This is a genomic window from Ruegeria sp. O5 (assembly GCF_056535105.1).
This window is the reverse complement of record NZ_JBQERN010000002.1, coordinates 40,737-58,675: the sequence shown is the minus strand read 5'-3', so window position 1 is coordinate 58,675 and position 17,939 is coordinate 40,737. Positions and strand designations below refer to the sequence as shown.

General features: G+C 60.0%; 26 protein-coding genes. 15 read left to right on the top strand and 11 right to left on the bottom strand.

Annotated features, from left to right (window positions below; all coding sequences use genetic code 11):
• Positions 1 to 13: 13 nt before the first annotated feature.
• Genes ACR0M3_RS04835 through ACR0M3_RS04825 form a run of 3 tightly spaced genes read right to left on the bottom strand, consistent with a single transcriptional unit; the run spans position 14 to position 1,584 of the window.
• Positions 14 to 598, bottom strand: coding sequence for a MotE family protein (locus ACR0M3_RS04835; protein ID WP_480484556.1), 585 nt, complete (start codon positions 596 to 598; stop codon positions 14 to 16).
• Positions 595 to 1,077: a hypothetical protein gene (locus ACR0M3_RS04830; RefSeq protein ID WP_480474306.1), complete on the bottom strand. Its 483-nt coding sequence runs from the start codon at positions 1,075 to 1,077 to the stop codon at positions 595 to 597. Before ACR0M3_RS04830 ends, ACR0M3_RS04835 begins: the two co-directional genes overlap by 4 nt.
• A 9-nt stretch (positions 1,078 to 1,086) precedes the next feature.
• Positions 1,087 to 1,584, bottom strand: coding sequence for a flagellar basal body-associated FliL family protein (locus tag ACR0M3_RS04825; protein WP_480909873.1), 498 nt, complete (start codon positions 1,582 to 1,584; stop codon positions 1,087 to 1,089).
• A gap of 118 nt (positions 1,585 to 1,702) precedes the next feature.
• Between ACR0M3_RS04825 and fliF the strand changes: the two genes are divergently transcribed.
• From fliF to fliP, 4 genes are read left to right on the top strand one after another with little or no spacing between them, the layout of a single operon-like run.
• On the top strand, positions 1,703 to 3,286 hold the full coding sequence (gene fliF, locus ACR0M3_RS04820; protein ID WP_480909872.1) for a flagellar basal-body MS-ring/collar protein FliF: 1,584 nt from the start codon (positions 1,703 to 1,705) through the stop codon (positions 3,284 to 3,286).
• Positions 3,286 to 3,882 carry a FliH/SctL family protein gene (locus ACR0M3_RS04815; RefSeq protein WP_480898580.1) on the top strand — a complete coding sequence of 199 codons (597 nt, stop codon included), beginning with the start codon at positions 3,286 to 3,288 and terminating at the stop codon, positions 3,880 to 3,882. The genes fliF and ACR0M3_RS04815 overlap by 1 nt, the downstream gene beginning before the upstream one ends.
• A complete protein-coding gene (locus ACR0M3_RS04810) occupies positions 3,875 to 4,162 on the top strand; it encodes a FliM/FliN family flagellar motor C-terminal domain-containing protein (protein ID WP_267364617.1) in 288 nt (95 codons plus the stop codon). The genes ACR0M3_RS04815 and ACR0M3_RS04810 overlap by 8 nt, the downstream gene beginning before the upstream one ends.
• Positions 4,162 to 4,893 carry a flagellar type III secretion system pore protein FliP gene (fliP, locus tag ACR0M3_RS04805; RefSeq protein WP_267364619.1) on the top strand — a complete coding sequence of 244 codons (732 nt, stop codon included), beginning with the start codon at positions 4,162 to 4,164 and terminating at the stop codon, positions 4,891 to 4,893. Before ACR0M3_RS04810 ends, fliP begins: the two co-directional genes overlap by 1 nt.
• Positions 4,894 to 4,995: 102 nt before the next feature.
• Here fliP and ACR0M3_RS04800 read toward each other — a convergent pair whose 3' ends face one another.
• Both ACR0M3_RS04800 and ACR0M3_RS04795 read right to left on the bottom strand, forming a co-directional pair.
• Positions 4,996 to 5,595, bottom strand: coding sequence for an MlaC/ttg2D family ABC transporter substrate-binding protein (locus ACR0M3_RS04800; RefSeq protein WP_267364620.1), 600 nt, complete (start codon positions 5,593 to 5,595; stop codon positions 4,996 to 4,998).
• A complete protein-coding gene (locus ACR0M3_RS04795) occupies positions 5,585 to 6,355 on the bottom strand; it encodes an MlaA family lipoprotein (RefSeq protein ID WP_209505277.1) in 771 nt (256 codons plus the stop codon). Before ACR0M3_RS04795 ends, ACR0M3_RS04800 begins: the two co-directional genes overlap by 11 nt.
• 350 nt (positions 6,356 to 6,705) lie before the next feature.
• Between ACR0M3_RS04795 and ACR0M3_RS04790 the strand changes: the two genes are divergently transcribed.
• The 4 genes from ACR0M3_RS04790 to ACR0M3_RS04775 are packed head-to-tail and all read left to right on the top strand — an operon-like array spanning position 6,706 to position 9,448.
• Positions 6,706 to 7,161 (top strand): RidA family protein, encoded by a 456-nt coding sequence (locus ACR0M3_RS04790; RefSeq protein WP_480898573.1) that lies wholly within the window; start codon positions 6,706 to 6,708, stop codon positions 7,159 to 7,161.
• Positions 7,158 to 7,925: a glycerophosphodiester phosphodiesterase family protein gene (locus tag ACR0M3_RS04785; RefSeq protein ID WP_480898571.1), complete on the top strand. Its 768-nt coding sequence runs from the start codon at positions 7,158 to 7,160 to the stop codon at positions 7,923 to 7,925. The genes ACR0M3_RS04790 and ACR0M3_RS04785 overlap by 4 nt, the downstream gene beginning before the upstream one ends.
• A gap of 45 nt (positions 7,926 to 7,970) precedes the next feature.
• A complete protein-coding gene (locus ACR0M3_RS04780; RefSeq protein ID WP_480909871.1) occupies positions 7,971 to 9,158 on the top strand; it encodes a GNAT family N-acetyltransferase in 1,188 nt (395 codons plus the stop codon).
• On the top strand, positions 9,155 to 9,448 hold the full coding sequence (locus ACR0M3_RS04775; RefSeq protein WP_209505128.1) for a 4a-hydroxytetrahydrobiopterin dehydratase: 294 nt from the start codon (positions 9,155 to 9,157) through the stop codon (positions 9,446 to 9,448). The genes ACR0M3_RS04780 and ACR0M3_RS04775 overlap by 4 nt, the downstream gene beginning before the upstream one ends.
• Here ACR0M3_RS04775 and ACR0M3_RS04770 read toward each other — a convergent pair.
• The 4 genes from ACR0M3_RS04770 to ACR0M3_RS04755 form a co-directional block, all read right to left on the bottom strand.
• On the bottom strand, positions 9,445 to 9,756 hold the full coding sequence (locus ACR0M3_RS04770; protein ID WP_480538291.1) for a hypothetical protein: 312 nt from the start codon (positions 9,754 to 9,756) through the stop codon (positions 9,445 to 9,447). The two genes, ACR0M3_RS04775 and ACR0M3_RS04770, sit on opposite strands and share 4 nt — an antisense overlap.
• 15 nt (positions 9,757 to 9,771) lie before the next feature.
• Positions 9,772 to 10,119, bottom strand: a complete 348-nt coding sequence (locus tag ACR0M3_RS04765) for an EF-hand domain-containing protein (RefSeq protein WP_480909870.1) — start codon at positions 10,117 to 10,119, stop codon at positions 9,772 to 9,774.
• A 10-nt stretch (positions 10,120 to 10,129) separates the two neighbouring features.
• Complete coding sequence (locus ACR0M3_RS04760) at positions 10,130 to 10,375, bottom strand: glycine zipper 2TM domain-containing protein (protein ID WP_209598444.1); 246 nt, start codon at positions 10,373 to 10,375, stop codon at positions 10,130 to 10,132.
• 103 nt (positions 10,376 to 10,478) lie between these two features.
• Positions 10,479 to 10,964 (bottom strand): peroxiredoxin, encoded by a 486-nt coding sequence (locus ACR0M3_RS04755; RefSeq protein ID WP_209598443.1) that lies wholly within the window; start codon positions 10,962 to 10,964, stop codon positions 10,479 to 10,481.
• A 99-nt stretch (positions 10,965 to 11,063) separates the two neighbouring features.
• Here ACR0M3_RS04755 and ACR0M3_RS04750 point away from each other — a divergent pair, with 99 nt between their 5' ends.
• The 4 genes from ACR0M3_RS04750 to ACR0M3_RS04735 are packed head-to-tail and all read left to right on the top strand — an operon-like array spanning position 11,064 to position 13,665.
• On the top strand, positions 11,064 to 12,275 hold the full coding sequence (locus tag ACR0M3_RS04750; RefSeq protein ID WP_480909869.1) for an NAD(P)/FAD-dependent oxidoreductase: 1,212 nt from the start codon (positions 11,064 to 11,066) through the stop codon (positions 12,273 to 12,275).
• Positions 12,272 to 12,832 (top strand): 16S rRNA (guanine(966)-N(2))-methyltransferase RsmD, encoded by a 561-nt coding sequence (gene rsmD / locus ACR0M3_RS04745; protein WP_480909868.1) that lies wholly within the window; start codon positions 12,272 to 12,274, stop codon positions 12,830 to 12,832. Before ACR0M3_RS04750 ends, rsmD begins: the two co-directional genes overlap by 4 nt.
• Positions 12,825 to 13,460 carry an HAD family hydrolase gene (locus tag ACR0M3_RS04740; protein WP_480909867.1) on the top strand — a complete coding sequence of 212 codons (636 nt, stop codon included), beginning with the start codon at positions 12,825 to 12,827 and terminating at the stop codon, positions 13,458 to 13,460. Before rsmD ends, ACR0M3_RS04740 begins: the two co-directional genes overlap by 8 nt.
• A 25-nt stretch (positions 13,461 to 13,485) precedes the next feature.
• Positions 13,486 to 13,665 carry a hypothetical protein gene (locus ACR0M3_RS04735; RefSeq protein WP_480909866.1) on the top strand — a complete coding sequence of 60 codons (180 nt, stop codon included), beginning with the start codon at positions 13,486 to 13,488 and terminating at the stop codon, positions 13,663 to 13,665.
• Here the strand turns inward: ACR0M3_RS04735 and map are convergent.
• Positions 13,653 to 14,465: a type I methionyl aminopeptidase gene (gene map / locus ACR0M3_RS04730; RefSeq protein ID WP_480909865.1), complete on the bottom strand. Its 813-nt coding sequence runs from the start codon at positions 14,463 to 14,465 to the stop codon at positions 13,653 to 13,655. The genes ACR0M3_RS04735 and map overlap by 13 nt on opposite strands.
• A gap of 430 nt (positions 14,466 to 14,895) precedes the next feature.
• Here map and ACR0M3_RS04725 point away from each other — a divergent pair, with 430 nt between their 5' ends.
• Entirely contained in the window at positions 14,896 to 15,657 is a 762-nt protein-coding gene (locus ACR0M3_RS04725; RefSeq protein ID WP_480909864.1) for a homocysteine S-methyltransferase family protein, read from the top strand.
• Between the two features lie 55 nt (positions 15,658 to 15,712).
• Here ACR0M3_RS04725 and sfsA read toward each other — a convergent pair whose 3' ends face one another.
• On the bottom strand, positions 15,713 to 16,444 hold the full coding sequence (gene sfsA / locus ACR0M3_RS04720) for a DNA/RNA nuclease SfsA (RefSeq protein ID WP_480506527.1): 732 nt from the start codon (positions 16,442 to 16,444) through the stop codon (positions 15,713 to 15,715).
• Positions 16,445 to 16,494: 50 nt separating this feature from the next.
• On the opposite strand from sfsA, the gene ACR0M3_RS04715 reads away from it, so the two are divergent.
• A complete protein-coding gene (locus ACR0M3_RS04715; protein WP_480870891.1) occupies positions 16,495 to 17,217 on the top strand; it encodes a competence/damage-inducible protein A in 723 nt (240 codons plus the stop codon).
• Entirely contained in the window at positions 17,214 to 17,924 is a 711-nt protein-coding gene (locus ACR0M3_RS04710) for a GNAT family N-acetyltransferase (protein WP_480909863.1), read from the top strand. The genes ACR0M3_RS04715 and ACR0M3_RS04710 overlap by 4 nt, the downstream gene beginning before the upstream one ends.
• Positions 17,925 to 17,939 lie beyond the last annotated feature (15 nt).

The window sequence follows — 17,939 nt, the reverse complement described above, 5'->3', positions numbered from 1 at the left end:
GGAACACGGGCGACTATTCCTGAGGGGCCGAGGCGTTTCGGCCCGCCATGACAACGCTGATCGTATAGGCCGCTTCGGGGCTGAGCCCCGCCAGAACCCCGGCTGCCGCATCCGGTGACATGCGTGACAGAAACCCGGCGGCAAAGGTCGGGTCCATGGTTTCGAACAGCGCAGCCGCGTCTTTCGGCTTCATGTTCTGATAGACATCGGTCAGGCGCGTCAGGTCGTTTTCCGCCGCCCTGTCCGCCAGCGCCAGAGTGGTGCGCAACGACTCCTCGGCCTCCTCAAGCGCGGCCATGCGCATCTCGATAGCCTGACCCGCGATTTCCAGAGCGTTTTCCCGCTCGCGCAGCATGTCTTCCTTTTGTTTGACACGCTCTTCCCGGCGCAAAAGCTCTGTCAGCAAAACCTGCATGTCACGGGTGTCGGACGGGACGGGTTCATCGTGTTCCGCCTCAGGTTTGGCTGGTTTGGCAAAGGCGGGTCCGGCTTCCAGCCCGATGCGGATAGCGGCCGAGCCGATCATCAGCAATGAGATCACGGCAAGCACCCCTCCGCGGGGCCGCGCGTTGGGAGTGTTGATCCGCGGGCGGCTCATGCCTGCGCCTCGCCTTGCTTGCGGTCATGCCGGAAGAACATCAGCCCCTCAGGTGCGCGTGCCTGTTCTTGGGGCGCAGCGGCTTCGCTGGCCTGCGGCTCGGGTTTGCCTTCGTGCTTCACGCTCTCCGGAACTTCGGTGATGGTGCTTGTCTCTGAAACCTCTGCCTCAGGTTGGGGATCAGCGTCTTTTTCGGGCACGACGTCGTGCATTGACGCCATCATGAGTTCCAGCCGCTGTGCCACCGTTTCGGCGCGCCCCGTCAGCGCCCTAAGCTGGTCGCCTGACTGATCAGAGGCGTTGAGCGCATCATCCAGTGATTTCCGCAGCTCTTCCGCTTGGGTCGACAGCACCGCCACCGCGCCGCCGACGCCCTTTTCAAGATCGGCAAAACGCTTGAGACGGCGCGACAGCACAAAACAATACAGACCCGCACCCATGGCGCCGGCGACCAGCAAAATATCCGCAATCAGCTCCAATTTCGCCTCCTAGTTCAGAACAAATTCCATCACCAGCACGTCGCGCACGCGACCTTCGCCAACGACAATCTCGATGCGGCGCAGCAGGTGGCCCCGGATGCGCATCAACGCCAGTGAATCCTCAAGATCCTTCAATTCGACGGCCCGCAGATACCCGTTCAGGACATCCATGATTCGCGGTCGCATTTTTTCCACGTCAGTCATGTACGGGGCGTTAACCTCAAGCTGTGCGTGAAACTTCAGATGCCGCGCGCCGCCGGAATTCACCGAAACGATCACCGGCGGCAAATCGAGAAAGGCAACATCCGCCAATGCCTTGGCCGGTTCTTCCTTTTCCAAGTCATGGCTTTCCGCCTTCTCGGCCTTGTTCCCCAGCGGCAGCAGCCCGGACGAGGTCAGGAAATACCCACCGGCGGCACCGGCGATGGCCAGAATCACCCCGACGATCATTCCTTTTTTCCCCTTCTTTTCCGGGGCTTCCGCCTGTTCAGCCGTTGCGTCGGTCATGACGTCCTCATTCCTGTGATCTGTCCTGTCATAACCTCGCAGGGACTAACCGATTGTTAAGGGCAATCGTCCACACAGAGGATGCGCCGGGCAGAATGTCGGCGAGTCGGAGGTGAGCGTGCAGCAGATCGGAACTGTCTGGGCAAGTTTGGACAGGCGTAAACAAATCGTCGTTGCCGGTGCGGTTGTACTGGTGTTTCTCGGGATCCTCGGAATGTCGCGCCTTGCGACAGCGCCTTCGATGACCCTGCTTTACGCGGGTCTGGAAAGCGGGGCCGCCGGGGATATCGTGCGTGCGCTGGATCAGCGTGGCGTGGCCTACGAGATTCGGGGCGGATCAATTTACGTTTCGGGCGCACAGCGGGACGAGCTGCGGATGACTTTGGCCAGCGAAGGTCTGCCTGCCAACGGCACCAAGGGCTACGAACTGCTTGATTCTCTGAACGGTTTCGGCACCACTTCCCAGATGTTTGATGCCGCCTACTGGCGCGCGAAAGAGGGTGAACTGGCGCGTACAATCGTGGGCAGCCCGCATGTCAGCCAGGCCCGCGTTCATATCGCCAATGGCTCTGCCAATCCGTTTCAGCGCAGCGTCGCACCGACGGCTTCGGTCTATCTGGTGCCCTCGGGGGGCGAGATCACCGGCGATCAGGCCAAGGCTATCCGGTTTCTTGTCGCCTCGGCCGTTAGTGGTCTGTCGCCTGAAAGCGTGACTGTGATCGATTCGAACGGGTCCGTGATTGGCGGGCAGGACACCGCCGTGGCCGCCGATACGGCAGATGACAAAGCCCGGCAGTTGCGGGAACGGGTTCTGCGTCTGGTCGAAGCACGCGTTGGTACGGGGAATGCCGTTGTCGAGGTCAGCGTCGATACCGAAACCAGGACGGAATCCCTGCGTGAGCGGCGCTTTGACCCCAAGGGCAGGGTGGCGATCAGTACAGATGTCGAGGAACGCTCCGACAGCGCGCGCAACCAGTCAGCCGATGTCACCGTGGCCTCAAACCTGCCCGACGGCGATGGCGCGGGGGGGGACGAATCGAATTCGACCGCGACCCAGACACGTGAGAGGGTGAATTACGAGGTTTCCGAAACCGAGCTGGAGGTGCACACCGCCCCCGGTGCGATCAAACGCCTGACGGTTGCCGTTCTGGTCAACGGAACGCGGGCGGTGGATGCCTCGGGCGCTGAATCCTTCACACCGCTGCCGCAGACGGAACTCGACGCACTTGAAGAGCTGGTGGCCTCGGCTGTGGGATTTGACGCCGCGCGCGGGGATGTCATCACTCTGAAATCGCTGGATTTACCGACGGTCGCGCCACAAGGCACGCTGGTTTCCTCTTCGCTTTGGCAAAACATCCATCTGGACGCCATGTCACTGATCCAGATGGCAGCGTTGGCGCTGGTGTCGCTGGTGCTGGCGTTGTTCGTGATCCGTCCGATCCTGATGAAACCTGCGATGGTCCCGGCGCTGTTGCCAGCTGCGGAGGGGGGGGCTCCGCCCCCGTCGGTCCTGACCGGTGAAATCGCGGCGGACGGAACGGCAGAGTTCACGCCGCTGCCCCAACAAGGGACCGTTCCCGTGCTTGGGGTCAGTGCCATCGGGGACCCGGTTGATCGGTTGCGCGCAATGATCGGCGACAAGCAGGAAGAAACGGTCGAGATCCTGCGCAGTTGGCTTGAAGAAGGTGAGGAGCGCGTGTGATGTCCATCGCTCATCTGCTTGAGGATTTCACCACCCGAACCAGCGCCGGAGCCGTTCTGTACCTGGACGAGGAAACGCTTGAGGAACAACGCCTTGCCGCGTTCGAAAGCGGGTACGGCGCCGGTTGGGAGGATGCCGCGCAGGCGCAGGAACAAAACCGCGGCCGCGTTTCGGCCGAACTGGCGGGATCGCTTGAGGATATGTCCTTCACCTATCACGAGGCGCTTAACCGGATGACATTGTCTCTGGAACCGATGTTCGAAAGCCTGGTTCAGACCGTATTGCCTGACATGGTCGAACGCGGGCTGGCCGCCCGGATCGTCGAACAGCTTTGCGAGATGGCGCGCATGGAAATCGAACAACCGATGCAGATCATGGTGCCGGAAAGGTGCGCGCAAGCCGTGCAATCCCTGCTGCCGCAGACCCTGAACTCCGCACCGCGTGTCATCGAAGACCCTGGCCTGGCCCCCGGACAGGCGCGATTGCAGGTCGGCACAAGCCGGCGCGAGATTGATTGCGCGGCCCTGCTGTCCACCATTGCACAGGCATTTGACGCATACGTCTTTGAGGCAAGAAAGGCTTTGTCCAATGAATGACACCCAGTTCCCGAAAACCGAAAAACCCAATCCTTTCGAAACGGTTCCGATTGAAGTGACCGTTTCGGTTGGCCGCGCCCGCCCGTTGATCCGGGACTTGCTGAACATGGGTGAGAACGCGGTGCTGACCCTGGACAAGCGGATCGAGGACCCGGTCGACCTGTATGTCGGGGATCAGCTGGTGGCACGCGGGGTGCTTGAGGAGATGGAGGGCGATCAGGCTGGGCAACTGGCCGTGCGCCTGACCGAGATTGCGGATCTGCAAAACGGAATCGGCTGATGCGCTATGTGATCTGGCTGGGTCTGGCTGTAGTGGTGTCACTGCCGTCGTTGGCGGCGGCTCAGGATGTGACCCTGTCGCTGGGCGAAGGCGGTTCGATCTCGGCCCGCACCATCCAGTTGATCCTGTTGATCACGGTGCTCAGCGTTGCTCCGGGTCTGGCGATCATGATCACCTGTTTCCCGTTTCTGATCACCGTGCTTTCGATCCTGCGGCAGGGTGTCGGCCTGCAGCAATCGCCGCCGAATATGCTTTTGGTCAGTCTTGCGCTGTTTCTGACCTATTTCATCATGGACCCGGTGTTCACCGAGGCCTGGACCGCAGGAATACGCCCGATGATGGAAGAAACCATGGCGGTCGAGCCCGCGCTGGAGCGCGCGTTAGAGCCATTTCGCGCCTTCATGGCGAACCGGCTGGATTCAGATACGTTTTATGCAATGGCGGCCCTGCGCCCCGGCGGTGACGTGATCGAACTATCCGCCCAGGCTCCGTTATCGGTGTTGATGCCCTCTTTCATGCTGTCCGAGATCGCGCGCGCCTTTCAGATAGGGTTCCTGATCTTCCTGCCCTTTCTGATCATCGATCTTGTGGTTGCGGCGGTGCTTATGTCGATGGGCATGATGATGGTGCCACCTGCCATCGTGTCTTTGCCGTTCAAGCTGGCGTTTTTCGTGATCGCTGACGGGTGGGCTTTGATCGCCGGCGCGCTGGTGCGCAGCTACATGCCCTAGATTTGCCCAAGGGGGCCCTCACGAAAAAGGGCCAGACAAGCCTGGCCCTTCAGATTTGCACAGAAAACGCGTTTTCCGTCGCTCATTTGCGCCCAAGTCGCATCAGCCGGTCTTTTTCAGGTCCGTGATCAGTTGGTTCAGGTTGCCTTTGCGAGCATCCAGCATTGCGCCAATCTCGGTGCGTTCGGTCAGCAACAGATTCACGCCTTCGATGAACATGTTGTAGAACTTGTCGCGGCCGGATTTGTCGGAAACAAGGAACGTCACATCGAACGGGGCTGATCCGCGCAGCTTGACCATCGTGCGAACCTCGAACCCGGCCTTGATCTTGCGGGCATTGCGAACATCGACCTCACCGCCGATGAACTCGCGGAAACGGCGGCCGTATTTGCGCGAGATATAACCCTGAAATGCAGCGGTGAACTGTTTCAGCTGAGTCGGGCTGGCTGAGCGGGCATCCGCACCCAGCGCATAGCGCGCCATGATCGGCACGTCGGCATATTGAGCGAAGATCTTTTCGAAATCGCGCAGCATCGCTTTTTCAGACTTGCCCGACTCGATTACCCGGTTGATGTCGGTAACCACGCTGGTCACAAGCGCCTTGGCGGCGGCCTCGGTCTGGGAAAAGGCAGGTACGGGCAGCACTGCCAGCGCAAGTCCGGCTGCGATAAAATGACGACGGTTCAGCGCGTTATTCAGCATAGGGGTCCTCGTAGGGGTCAAGATAGGGGTCCCTGACCGGGTCCGTCCCGGTTTCGGCATAGGGGTCAGAATACAAGTCCAGATAGGCGTCTTCGTCATCTCTTGCCAGTTCGAAGCGGCGGTTTTGCAAATAGATCAGGCGGGCCTGCGCATAGCTGTCGGCACTTTCGTAAAGAATGGAATCGACAGTATCCGAGAACCGGCCCCGGTCGCCCATGCGCCGCACGATCTCGGCGTAGACGCCAAGGTTGTCGGCGGGGCGGGTCGGGCTGAAATTGATCGGGTTCGAGAACAGGTTGACCACAACCCCAATCGCATCCCTTTGGGTCGACGGGCCATAAAATGGCAGCTCGATATAAGCGCCTTCACCCACTCCCCAGACGTGCAGGGTCTCACCGAAATCTGTGTCCACCGGTGGCAGGTTCAGCTCATCAGCGGGCGAAGACAGGCCAAAGCCACCCACGGTCATGTTGATCACAAAGCGCAGCAGGGCGTTGCCCATCTGTTTCGGGTTGCCCTGAAGCAGGTAGTCAACAGCCTGACCGGGCAGCGAGATGTTTTCGGCAAAAGTGCTGAAACTGGTGACCATCGGGTCAGGAACGATTTTGACATAGCCTTTCGAGGCCGGCCGGAACAGAAACCGGTCAACACCCAGATTGAACTTGTGAATTCCCCGGTTCGCATTTTCATACGGATCAAACACGTCACTGCGCGAGGCACCCTCGGGCGGCGTCGTTGCGCAAGCGGACACAAGGGCCATGAGCGACAGTAAAACAAGGTGTTTCAGGCGAAATCTGCTCGACACGATCTTTGTCTCTCCTAAATGGCCCGGCACATGCGCCTGCCGGACATTCAATCAATAATCCACCAAAATCCACGTGCCGGGGCGGCACAAGTTGCAGTCACATAGTCGTTTCAGGTCTTAAATGAAACACCTTGCGTGTAACCTGTTCATCACGGTGGGGTAAAGTGACCGTCGATCAACAGTGAATTTTCAGTAAAGATACGCTCAGATCGCAGGAAGGCCGAAATTTGCCGGTTTCCGTCTTTCCCAATTCGTGCTTCCCGGTTAGCGTCCCGCAGAGTTGAATTTAGGGAAGGACCCTCGCAATGAGCATCGCTGCCAAACTGGAAAGCCTCGGTGTAACGCTGGAAGAAGCACCCGCGCCTGCGGCCAACTATGTGCCTTTCGTGCGTGTCGGCAATATCCTGTATGTATCCGGCCAGATCTCGAAGACTGATAAGCTGATCACCGGTAAACTAGGCGACGACTTGGATGTCGAAGCCGGGGCTGCGGCGGCACGTGTCTGCGCGATCAACCTGCTGGCACAGGTCAAGGCGGCTTGCGGCGGCGATATCGAAAAGCTGGTCCGCGTGATCAAACTGACCGGATTCGTGAACTCGACCGCTGAATTCACGGCACAGCCGCAGGTGATCAACGGCGCGTCCGATTTTCTGGTCGAGGTGCTGGGCGATGCCGGTCGCCATTCGCGTTCCGCCGTCAGCGCGGCGTCGCTTCCGCTGGGTGTTGCGGTCGAGATCGAAGGCATTTTCGAAATCGAATGACGCCGCCCCTACCAGATGTGTTTTTGCAGGCCCCGATTGCGCATCGGGCGCTGCATGACATTACCAAGAACCGCCCGGAAAATAGCCGGGCGGCCATTCGTGCCGCGATTGAAGCTGGCTACGGGATCGAGATCGATCTTCAACTGACATCGGACGACCAGGCAATGGTCTTTCACGATTATGACATGACCCGTCTGACCGGGCAGTCGGGGCCCATTCAGCAGGTCACGGCACTGGCTGCCTCTGGCACGCCGCTGTTGTATGGGGAAGAAGGCATTCCGACACTGGATGATGTGCTGGACATTGTCGCGGGCCGGGTGCCGTTGCTGATCGAATTAAAGGATCAGGACGGGGCGATGGGCACGAATGTGGGCGCGCTTGAACGCGACACGGTACGCGCGTTGCAGGGCTACAAAGGCCCGGTGGCCGTGATGTCCTTCAATCCCAACTCGGTCGCTGAACTGGCGCGGCTCGCCCCGCATCTGCCGCGCGGGATCACGACCTGCGCTTATGAACCCAGTGTCGAGCTTTTGCCGCAAAGCGTCTGCGATCACCTGCGCGATATCCCGGATTTCGACCGTGTCGGCGCCAGTTTCATCAGCCACGAAGCCGCGGACCTGTCGCGCCCCCGCGTGGCGGAACTCAAGGCGCGGGGCGTGCCGATCCTGTGTTGGACAATCCGGTCGCCCGAACAAGAGGCAGAAGCCCGCAAGGTTGCCGACAATGTGACCTTCGAAGGCTATTTGGCCGCGCATTCGACTTGAACCCCCTCCGTGCGGTCACAGATAAAGGACAGGCGCGGAGGACATATGGATCAGGCACAGATCGAGATTCAGGTACTGGGCGCTCTGTCGCAGATTCCAGCGGCAGAGTGGGATGCCTGCGCCTGCCCCGAAGCTGCCGATGGCGGGCGGCCGCTTGATCCCTTTACCACGCATCGCTTTTTGCTTGCGCTGGAAGACAGCGGCTCGGTCGGGCGGGGCACCGGCTGGCAGCCGCAATACCTAACCGCCTATCTTGACGGGATGCTGATCGCGGCGGCCCCGATGTATGCCAAATCGCACAGCCAGGGTGAATATATCTTCGATCACAGCTGGGCCCATGCCTATGAAAGCGCGGGCGGGCGGTATTACCCCAAGCTGCAAATCGCGGTGCCGTTCACCCCGGCAACCGGGCGGCGGTTTCTGGTGCGTCCGGGCTATGAACGGATCGGCATGTCGGCGCTGGTTCAGGGGGCGGTGCAGCTTGCAGCTGACAACCGGGTCTCGTCCCTTCACGCGACCTTCTGTACCGAAGACGAAGCCCTTGCTGGCGAACAGATGGGCCTGATGCTGCGCCGATCGCAGCAGTTTCACTGGCTGAACGATAACTATGCGGATTTCGACGACTTCCTGAGCGCGCTGTCGTCGCGCAAGCGCAAAACTATCCGGAAAGAACGCGCGCAGGCCTGTGGTTTTGGCGGTGAGATCCGCACTCTGACCGGTGACCAGCTGCGCCCCGAACACTGGGACGCGTTCTGGCGGTTCTACCAGGACACCGGATCGCGCAAATGGGGCTCACCCTATCTGACGCGGCAGTTCTTTGATATTGCACAGGACACGATGGCAGAAGACATGGCCCTTGTGCTGGCCGAACGGAATGGATTTCCCATTGCGGGTGCGCTGAACTTCATCGGCCGAGAAACCCTTTTTGGGCGCTATTGGGGCTGCATCGAACATCATCCCTGCCTGCATTTCGAACTGTGCTATTATAGGGCAATCGACTTTGCCATTGCCCAAGGTCTGGCCCGGGTCGAGGCAGGCGCACAGGGCGAACACAAGTTGGCGCGAGGGTACCTGCCAACACGCACGCATAGCTTGCATTGGGTGGGCGATCCGGGTTTAGCTGATGCGGTCAAGAAATATCTGGACGCCGAAGGCCACGCAGTGGAAGAAGAGATCGAGATTCTGACGGATTACGGCCCGTTCAGGAAATCGAACCCGGAGGAACAGCAATGACCGAACTCTTGTCGACCGAAACCCGTGGCCCGCTGCTGGATCCGCTGTTCAAAAACGGTTGGACCATGGTTGAAGGCCGCGATGCGATCACCAAGACTTTCATTTTCGACAATTTTGTCCATGCCTTCGGCTGGATGACACAGGTGGCAATCTGGGCCGAGAAGTGGAACCATCACCCCGAATGGTTCAATGTCTACCGCACGGTCGAGGTTGTCTTGTCGACCCATGATGTGGGCGGCCTGTCCTCGCTGGATGCCAAACTGGCCCGCAAGATGGACAGTCTGTGCTAGCGGTCGTTGCGGCCTGACCCTTCACCGCCAGCCAGCGATGCGGCAGTGCCCATCTGCCGGAACTCGGCAGGCGTGACAGTGCCGTCGCTGACGTCAATCGCCCTTGGAATACCCGTGGTCTTGTTTCCGATCTGGCGCACACTGCGCGCGGCCGGGTTGATATCCAGACACTTGGTTTCATAGCAGGTCAGGCCAGACAGGTTGATCTGAATGCGGGCCTGTCCGTCCGGGCCTGTCACCAACGGGGCCTGCGGCACGTCACAGGCCGCAACCAGCGCCAGCGCTGTCAAACCGAGCCATTTGTTCATCTCATGCTCCTGCCATTAATCAAGCTGACCATTCCCGTCCTGATCGGCAGACAGGAAATCCTCACCCATCTGGGTGTCAAATTCAGGTCTTGAGATTACGTTGTCGCCGTTTCGGTCAGCGTTGCGGAACAGTTTGATGTCCATGAACGGTTTGGCCTCGGCCTGACCCAGAGTGCCGTTCCTGTCTTCGTCCATCGTCTGAAAGGCATAATCCGAGAAAGCATCGAACTCGTCTTTGGACAGGAACCCGTCATTGTTGGCGTCGATGGCCTTCAACTCGTTTTCGTGCAGTTCAGCCACGCTTTCGGCGTGACCCGAACCGGCCAAAGCCACCATGAATATCACCAGGCTTAACTGTTTCATATCGACCTCCTCAGCACGCGAATCTCTGACCTTCGATGCCGCCAGCGGCAGCGCCCGCTGCGGTCAGGATCGTCTTGCCCGATCCGCCACCAAACTGGTTGCCGATCGCGCCCCCGATCAACGCCCCGCCCAACGTTCCGCCCAGACAGGCGATTTCGTGCTGGCGTGCAGCTTGCTGTTGCGGGGTTGGGGCCGGTCCGCAGGCCGCCAAAAGGGCGGCGCCGGACAGTAATAGGTAGAACGCGTTAAGTTTCATGAAAAAACTCCCCGTATGAATACGCCAAGTATTCGCGCTCTGGGGCGGTGCTTCAAGTTAAATTGGCGACGAAAGGCCCCGGTCGGACCGGGGCAGATCAAAATCAGATCACATCCAGCAGGCCTTCTCCGGCGGAAATTTCGCAGGCACCGGGGTTTTCTTCCATATTCAACACCGTGACCTTGCCATCCTCGACCAGCATTGCATATCGCTTGGACCGCGCGAAAAGCCCCACGGGCGGCGCATCGAAATCCATGCCGATGGCCTTGGTGAACTCTGCCGCCGCGTCCGATACCATGGTCAGCCCCGCCTCGGTCGCGCCCGTGGATTGCCCCCACGCCTGCATCACAAACGGATCATTGACCGAAAGGCACAGAATCTCGTCCACGCCCTTGGCGTCAAACTGTTTCTTTGTGCGGATGAAACTGGGCACATGGGCGGTCGTGCAGGTGCCGGTATAGGCCCCCGGCACGGCAAAGATCACCACCTTGCGGCCTTTGGTCTTGTCTGAAATCCGCACCTCTTCCGGCCCGTTCGCACCCATCTGGATCAGCGTTGCTTCGGGCAGGGTATCTCCTGTTGAAATCATTATTCAGCTCCTGTCGTTTGGATTTGCAGAATTGGGCTTAGCCGCAATATAGGTGGTCTGAACACGGTGACCACTTGAAAACTGCGGGGTAGGCAAAGCATGAGCCATATTGTCGTGATCGGCGCGGGGCAGGCAGGCGCCTCTTTGGTGGCTCGTCTGCGCAAGGACGGGTTTGCGGGTGAGATCACTCTGATCGGGGCCGAGCCGCATCTGCCTTATCAGCGCCCGCCCCTGTCCAAAGCCTATCTGCTGGGCGAGATGGAGCTTGAGCGTCTGTTCCTGCGCCCCGAAAGTTTTTACACGGAAAACAACATCACCCTGCGTTTGGGTCAGCGCGTCACCGGTATCGACCCCAAGGCCAAAACGGTCACCCTGGGGGATGAGGTTATTTCTTACGACGAACTGGCGCTGACCACCGGGTCTGACCCGCGCCGCCTGCCCGCAGCGATTGGTGGGGATCTGGACGGTGTGCATGTGGTGCGCGATCTGGCCCATATCGACGAGATGGAGCCCAAAGTGACCGAAGGCGCCCGCGCGCTGATCGTGGGCGGCGGGTATATCGGCCTCGAAGCTGCCGCCGTCTGCGCCAAGCGCGGCGTCAAGGTCACTCTGGTCGAGATGGCCGACCGTATCCTGCAACGTGTCGCAGCGCCCGAGACCAGCGACTATTTCCGCGCGTTGCACAGTGCATACGGCGCTGACATCCGCGAAGGCGTCGGGTTGGATCATCTGATCGGCGAAAACGGCAGGGTCACCGGTGCGGTTCTGACTGACGGAACAAAGCTGGACGTTGATTTCGTTGTGGTTGGCGTCGGCATTGCACCCGCAACCCAACTGGCCGAGATGGCGGGGCTGGACCTGGACAACGGCATCAGGACCGACGCCCATGGCCGCACGTCCGACCCGTCGATCTGGGCGGCTGGCGATTGCGCCTCCTTTCCGCATGGCGAAGGCCGCATCCGTCTGGAAAGCGTACCCAATGCCATTGATCAGGCCGAGATCGTGGCCCAGAACATGTTGGGTGCGGCCAAGGACTATGTGGCAACCCCGTGGTTCTGGTCGGATCAATACGAGGTCAAGCTTCAGATCGCGGGTCTGAACACCGGATATGACCGCGTGGTGACCCGGCAGGGCGACGGGCAGACCGTGTCCTTCTGGTATTACAACGGGGATAAACTGATTGCGGTCGACGCGATGAACGATCCGCGTGCCTATATGGTCGGCAAGCGCCTGATCGAAATGGGAAAAACGGCCGACCCGGCTGTCGTGGCCGACCCTGATGCAGACCTTAAATCGCTGCTCAAGGCATGAGGATCATCGCCGGAGAGTTCCGCGGTCGCGCCCTGACCCCCGTCGGCAAAGGCGATGCGGGCGCGCATCTGCGCCCGACCACCGACCGGGTGCGCGAAAGCCTGTTCAACGTGCTGGCCCATCAGATCGATTTCGACGGCCTGCGCGTGCTGGACCTGTTTGCTGGCACCGGGGCGCTTGGGCTCGAAGCGCTGTCACGCGGCGCGGCACATGTCACCTTCGTTGATGACGGGCGCGTGGCGCAGGGTTTGATCCGCAAGAATATCGACCTGACCCGCAGTGCCGGGCGCACCGACCTGATCCGCCGCGATGCAACCCGGTTGGGCGAAAATCCGGGCGCACCCTACGATCTGATCTTTCTGGACCCGCCCTATGGCAAGGCCATGGGACAGAAAGCCATCGCCGCGCTGTCCAATGGCTGGATCGCGGATGATGCGCTGCTGGTTTGGGAAGAAAACTCACGGATGCAGGCTCCGGCCGGGTTCACGTTGCACGACAGCCGCAAATATGGCGACACCTATATCTCATTGATGCGGAACGGTGATCAAAGTGCATGATCTGGTCATTTTCGATTGCGATGGCGTTCTGGTCGACAGCGAGGTGATCTCGAACCAGGTGCTGGCGGACAATCTGGCGGGCTATGGCCTGCACCTGTCCTTGCCCGAATGCATGTCCCTGTTTGTGGGCGGAACCATGGTTGGGGTGCGCGACAAGGCGCGTGCGATGGGCGCTGATCTTCCCGAAGACTGGATTGATCAGGTCTATGCCGAAACCTACGACCGCCTTCGCGCCGGTGTCCCTTTGGTGTCTGGTGTCGCGGACCTGCTTGCGGCGCTGGATCAGCGGGGCATCCCCTGTTGCGTGGCCTCAAACGGCAGCCCGGACAAGATGCAGATCACGCTGGGCCAGAACGGGCTTTGGGACCGGTTCAAAGATGTGATGTTCTCGGCCCATGTGCTTGGCACCGGCAAGCCTGATCCAAAGATGTTCCAAATGGCGGCCGAGAATTTTGGCGCACAGGCCCCGGTGGTCATCGAAGACAGCCACAATGGCGTTACGGCTGCAATCCGGGCCAATATGCGCTGTGTGGCCTACGCGCCGCATGGCGGTGGTGACAGGCTGGCCGATCTTGGGGCCGAGGTGATCACGGATATGTCACAGGCGCACCCGCTGTTGGGACTCTGAACCCCAACTGTGCTAGGGTGCAGCCATGGATCATGCTCTGACACCCTTTGTCTGGACAGTCTCCCGCGACGCCGAGGTCATGGCGAAACCTGACCCCAAGCCCCTGCGCGCGCCGGTGTTCATCCACGATGCGGTTACCCCTTGGGGGGCTGAGACGATGCTGCTGAAACTCCTGCGCGAACAGGCCGCCGATCAGGGCGAATAGGTCGGGTGAAACTTGCCGCCCGGTGACAGGGTAAAGATATCGACCCCATTTGCCGTTACGCCTACCGAATGCTCGAACTGTGCCGACAGCGACTTGTCGCGGGTCACGGCGGTCCAGTCATCGGCCAGTGTCTTGGTTTCGGGACGGCCCAGATTGACCATCGGCTCGATGGTAAAGAACATGCCTTCCTCAAGAACCGCGCCTGTGCCGGGACGGCCATAATGCAGCACATTCGGCGGCGCGTGGAACACGCGGCCCAGACCGTGCCCGCAAAAGTCGCGAACAACACTCATCCGATGCGCTTCGACATAGGCCTGAATGGCATGGCCGATATCGCCGAACGTGTTGCCCGGTTTGACCATCTCGATGCCCTTGAACAGCGCGTCATGGGTCACCTGGATCAGACGCTCGGCCTTGCGCGGCAGCTTGCCCGCCACATACATGCGCGAGGTGTCACCGAACCAGCCATCCACGATGACGGTCACATCGATGTTCAGGATATCGCCATCCTTCAGCTTCTTGTCACCGGGAATACCGTGGCAGACCACATGGTTCACACTGATGCAGCTGGCGTGCTCATACCCCTTATAGCCGATCGTGGCCGAGGTCGCGCCCGCATCCTCGACCATCTGCGTGATCAGCCCGTCAAGCGCACCCGTGGTCTGACCGGGAAAGACATGCGCGGCGATATCATCCAATATCCGCGCCGCCAGAGCGCCCGCCGCGTGCATCCCGGCAAAATCACCCTGTTCATAGATGCGGATACCGTCCTTGGTCAGGCGGCCACGATGCTCTTTCATCGACGCAAAGCTCCAATTGTTACGCGCGGCACTTCTTTTACGCTGCTTGTGCAGAAAGTACCAGAGGGCGCAGTGTATCAGGCGGCACATGGGGCAGAACCACGAGAGTTCAAGAACTTGAACTGAAGTTAGGTTTCAAATCCGGTTTGACCCATCGACCATTGCGTTGACGCATAACGGTTTGGTGTTTGTTCAGTTTACACAGCAAATTTCACAGACAGCCTCTGCCCTGTTATTGTTGCGATGAACTCCAACAACTAAGGAGCGCACTGAAGTGCCACGACAGCTCCCGCACGAGACAGACAAAAAGTACTTGGTTTTTGCCGGAACTGGCACGGATCTGATCTTTAACCACGGCATAGATTTGCCGGGATTTGCCTCATTTCCATTGCTAGAGAACCCAGAAACCCGTTCTGTCCTTGCAGGTCAAATGCACGCGCTTGTTCAGTTGGCGGGCGAGATGGAGGTGGGTTGCATACTTGATGCACCGACTTGGATGGCCAATGCCGATCGGGCTGCTCCTCTGGGTTACGATGCCGAACAACTGGATGAAATAAACCGGGATGCTGTCGCGTTAATGGAAGACGTGCGTCAGAGCGCTGGTCGAGATGACGTTTTGGTTTCTGCCTGCGTCGGCCCACGCCACGATCCCTATACGGACGTTCCGGCCATGTCGATCGATGATGCCCGTCAGTATCACAGTGCGCAGCTTGCCGTTTTGAAACAAACCAGCGTCGACTTGGTGACAGCTTATACGTTCAACAGACCTAGCGAAGCAGCGGGCTGCATTCTGGCTGCGCAGGATTTGGGACTACCGATAGTGATGTCATTGGTAGTTGAAACCGACGGGTGTCTGGCTGATGGAACAAAGCTTGTAGACGCGCTGGATCAAATCGATGTCGCCACGGATGCGGCTGCGCAGTTCTTCATGGTCAATTGTGCCCATCCGACCCACTTTTCCGATGCGCTAAATCGCCATCCAAGACTAAGAGGCGTTGTCGCAAACGCATCAAGTTGCTCTCATGCGGAACTGGATGAGGCCGAGGAATTAGACGAAGGTGACCCCCATGTGCTTGGGCAAGAGATTGCGGACGTCGTGCATAACAACCCGTCAATTTCAGTGATAGGAGGGTGCTGCGGTACAGATATGAGGCATTTGAAACTCATGGCACAAGCGGTTGCTGCGTCTTAGACGCGCGCCAAACAGTCTCAATCAGTGCTCCTTAGTCAATCGCGCGCATTTTGGGCTACGTCAGCAGGCCAGGGTCATGCTGGTTGATTACTGGAAAGGTACTGACGTCAACCCAAACCCCATCCGGCGCAATCCGCGTCCCGCAAATCATCCGCTCTACCCCTTGCGCCTGCGCGACCTCAAACGCCGCCGCATAGGCCGGGTCGATATCCGCGGCCAGCGCGAACCGGTCGCAATCGGTGCGTTGCACCAGGTACAGCATGATCGCCCGGTGCCCCTGCGCCGCCATCTGTGCCAGCTCGCCCAGATGTTTGGTGCCGCGCGCGGTGACGCTGTCGGGGAACTCGGCCAGACCGGGCTGGCGGGACAGCGTCACGCTTTTGACCTCGATATAGGCATCTGGCAGGCCGGGGCCGCTCAGCAGGAAATCGATACGGCTGTTTTGCCCGTATTTCACCTCGGGCCGGACAGTGTCATAAGCGGCCAGCTCGGGGATCTCGCGCGCCTCAAGCGCTGCCCGCAGGGCGCGGTTCGGGACGGAAGTATCGACCCCGGTGAAATGCCCGTTTTCGTGATCCACCAGCCGCCAGCCGAATTTCAGCTTTTTCTTCGGGTCGTCATTGGGCTCAAGCCAGATCAACTGGCCCGGTTCAGCCAGCCCCATCATGGATCCCGGATTGGCGCAATGGGCGGTCACTTCGCGCCCGTCATCCAGCCTGCAATCGGCCAGAAAGCGTTTGTAGCGACGGATCAGGCGGGCGGGGACAAGAGGGGTTCCAAAACGCATGTCTCACGGCCTATACCTGCCCCTGAAGACGATCAAGAGGAGTCCGCGCCATGGCCAATCCAACCGCAGCAATGCTGGTGATCGGGGACGAAATCCTGTCGGGCCGCACCCGCGATGCAAACATGCATTTTCTGGCGCAGGAACTGGCAAAACACGGCATCGATCTCAAAGAGGTCCGCATCGTCAGCGATGACGCCCCCGCCATCGAAGCGGCAGTCAAAGCGCTGTCTGACAGCCACGACACGGTCTTTACCAGCGGCGGCATTGGCCCGACCCATGACGATATCACCGCCGATTGCATTGCGCGCGCCTTCGATACCCCGATTGACATTCGCGGCGACGCGCGCGCGCTGTTGCAGGCGCATTACGACAAATCCGGGCTGGAACTGAACGCCGCCCGCCTGCGCATGGCGCGTATCCCGGATGGCGCGACGTTGATCGACAATCCGGTCTCGACCGCGCCGGGTTTCACCCTGAAGAACGTGCATGTGATGGCCGGGGTGCCGCTGGTGTTTCAGGCCATGGTCGCCAGCGTCCTGCCCACACTGACCGGTGGCAGCCCCCTGCTGTCGCAAACCCTGCGCGTGGACCGGGGCGAAGGCGATATCGCCGCCAACCTGTCTGCGCTGGCCGAGGATTTCAGCGATCTGTCCATCGGCTGCTATCCGTTTCAGATCAATGGGGCCTTTGGGGCCAACGTGGTGGTGCGCGGCACCGATGGCAGCCGGATTGACGCGGCCATGACCCGTCTGGCGAAAGAGCTTGCGCTTTGAGAGGCGACTGGGCGGACATCGTTGACGGCACATGGCCTGCCGCGCGGTATCGCAGGCTGGGGCCGTTTCAACTGCGCGAAGGGCAGGGAGGTGGCTCGCGTGTTTCTGCGGCCAATGCGCTGGCCCCGGCCAGCGATGCCGATATCGACGCGGCTGAGGCCGCGATGCAGGCCATGGGGCAGAAATCCATCTTCTGCCTGCGCCCGGGGGATGAGGCGCTGGACGCAAAGCTGGCGCAACGGGGATATGACATCCTTGATCCGGTCAACATCTATACGTGCCCCGTCTCTCACCTCACCGATCAGCCGATCCCTCCGGTCATGGTGTTTTCGGTCTGGGAGCCGCTTGAAATCATGCGCGAAATCTGGGCGGCTGGTGGGATCGGGCCCGAACGTCTGGCGGTGATGGAGCGCGCGAAGGGTCCCAAAACCGGTCTGCTGCTGCGCCACAACGACCAACCCAGCGGCGCAGCCTTCGTGGCGATGCATGGCGATGTCGCGATGCTACATGCGCTTGAAATCCTGACCGCGCACCGCCGTCAGGGGCTGGGTCAGTGGACCATGCGCGCCGCGGCGATTTGGGCAGGTGACAACGGTGCTCAAACCTTCAGTGTGATCTGCACCAAGGCCAATGAAGGTGCCAATGGTCTCTATCGCGCCCTCGGGATGGAGATCGCCAGTGAATACCATTACCGTCACCTTGTCTGAACAAAAGGGGTCGCC

Coding starts and splice junctions, on each gene's coding strand:
- ACR0M3_RS04735 (WP_480909866.1), top strand. CDS start 13,486: ATGGATCATGCTCTGACACCCTTTGTCTGGACAGTCTCCCGCGACGCC.
- ACR0M3_RS04825 (WP_480909873.1), bottom strand. CDS start 1,584: ATGACCGACGCAACGGCTGAACAGGCGGAAGCCCCGGAAAAGAAGGGG.
- ACR0M3_RS04800 (WP_267364620.1), bottom strand. CDS start 5,595: ATGCTGAATAACGCGCTGAACCGTCGTCATTTTATCGCAGCCGGACTT.
- ACR0M3_RS04770 (WP_480538291.1), bottom strand. CDS start 9,756: ATGAACAAATGGCTCGGTTTGACAGCGCTGGCGCTGGTTGCGGCCTGT.
- ACR0M3_RS04785 (WP_480898571.1), top strand. CDS start 7,158: ATGACGCCGCCCCTACCAGATGTGTTTTTGCAGGCCCCGATTGCGCAT.
- ACR0M3_RS04835 (WP_480484556.1), bottom strand. CDS start 598: ATGAGCCGCCCGCGGATCAACACTCCCAACGCGCGGCCCCGCGGAGGG.
- sfsA (WP_480506527.1), bottom strand. CDS start 16,444: ATGCGTTTTGGAACCCCTCTTGTCCCCGCCCGCCTGATCCGTCGCTAC.
- ACR0M3_RS04790 (WP_480898573.1), top strand. CDS start 6,706: ATGAGCATCGCTGCCAAACTGGAAAGCCTCGGTGTAACGCTGGAAGAA.
- ACR0M3_RS04775 (WP_209505128.1), top strand. CDS start 9,155: ATGACCGAACTCTTGTCGACCGAAACCCGTGGCCCGCTGCTGGATCCG.
- ACR0M3_RS04780 (WP_480909871.1), top strand. CDS start 7,971: ATGGATCAGGCACAGATCGAGATTCAGGTACTGGGCGCTCTGTCGCAG.
- ACR0M3_RS04815 (WP_480898580.1), top strand. CDS start 3,286: ATGTCCATCGCTCATCTGCTTGAGGATTTCACCACCCGAACCAGCGCC.
- ACR0M3_RS04715 (WP_480870891.1), top strand. CDS start 16,495: ATGGCCAATCCAACCGCAGCAATGCTGGTGATCGGGGACGAAATCCTG.
- ACR0M3_RS04765 (WP_480909870.1), bottom strand. CDS start 10,119: ATGAAACAGTTAAGCCTGGTGATATTCATGGTGGCTTTGGCCGGTTCG.
- ACR0M3_RS04810 (WP_267364617.1), top strand. CDS start 3,875: ATGAATGACACCCAGTTCCCGAAAACCGAAAAACCCAATCCTTTCGAA.
- fliP (WP_267364619.1), top strand. CDS start 4,162: ATGCGCTATGTGATCTGGCTGGGTCTGGCTGTAGTGGTGTCACTGCCG.
- rsmD (WP_480909868.1), top strand. CDS start 12,272: ATGAGGATCATCGCCGGAGAGTTCCGCGGTCGCGCCCTGACCCCCGTC.
- ACR0M3_RS04760 (WP_209598444.1), bottom strand. CDS start 10,375: ATGAAACTTAACGCGTTCTACCTATTACTGTCCGGCGCCGCCCTTTTG.
- ACR0M3_RS04795 (WP_209505277.1), bottom strand. CDS start 6,355: ATGGCCCTTGTGTCCGCTTGCGCAACGACGCCGCCCGAGGGTGCCTCG.
- map (WP_480909865.1), bottom strand. CDS start 14,465: ATGAAAGAGCATCGTGGCCGCCTGACCAAGGACGGTATCCGCATCTAT.
- ACR0M3_RS04755 (WP_209598443.1), bottom strand. CDS start 10,964: ATGATTTCAACAGGAGATACCCTGCCCGAAGCAACGCTGATCCAGATG.
- ACR0M3_RS04750 (WP_480909869.1), top strand. CDS start 11,064: ATGAGCCATATTGTCGTGATCGGCGCGGGGCAGGCAGGCGCCTCTTTG.
- ACR0M3_RS04725 (WP_480909864.1), top strand. CDS start 14,896: ATGCACGCGCTTGTTCAGTTGGCGGGCGAGATGGAGGTGGGTTGCATA.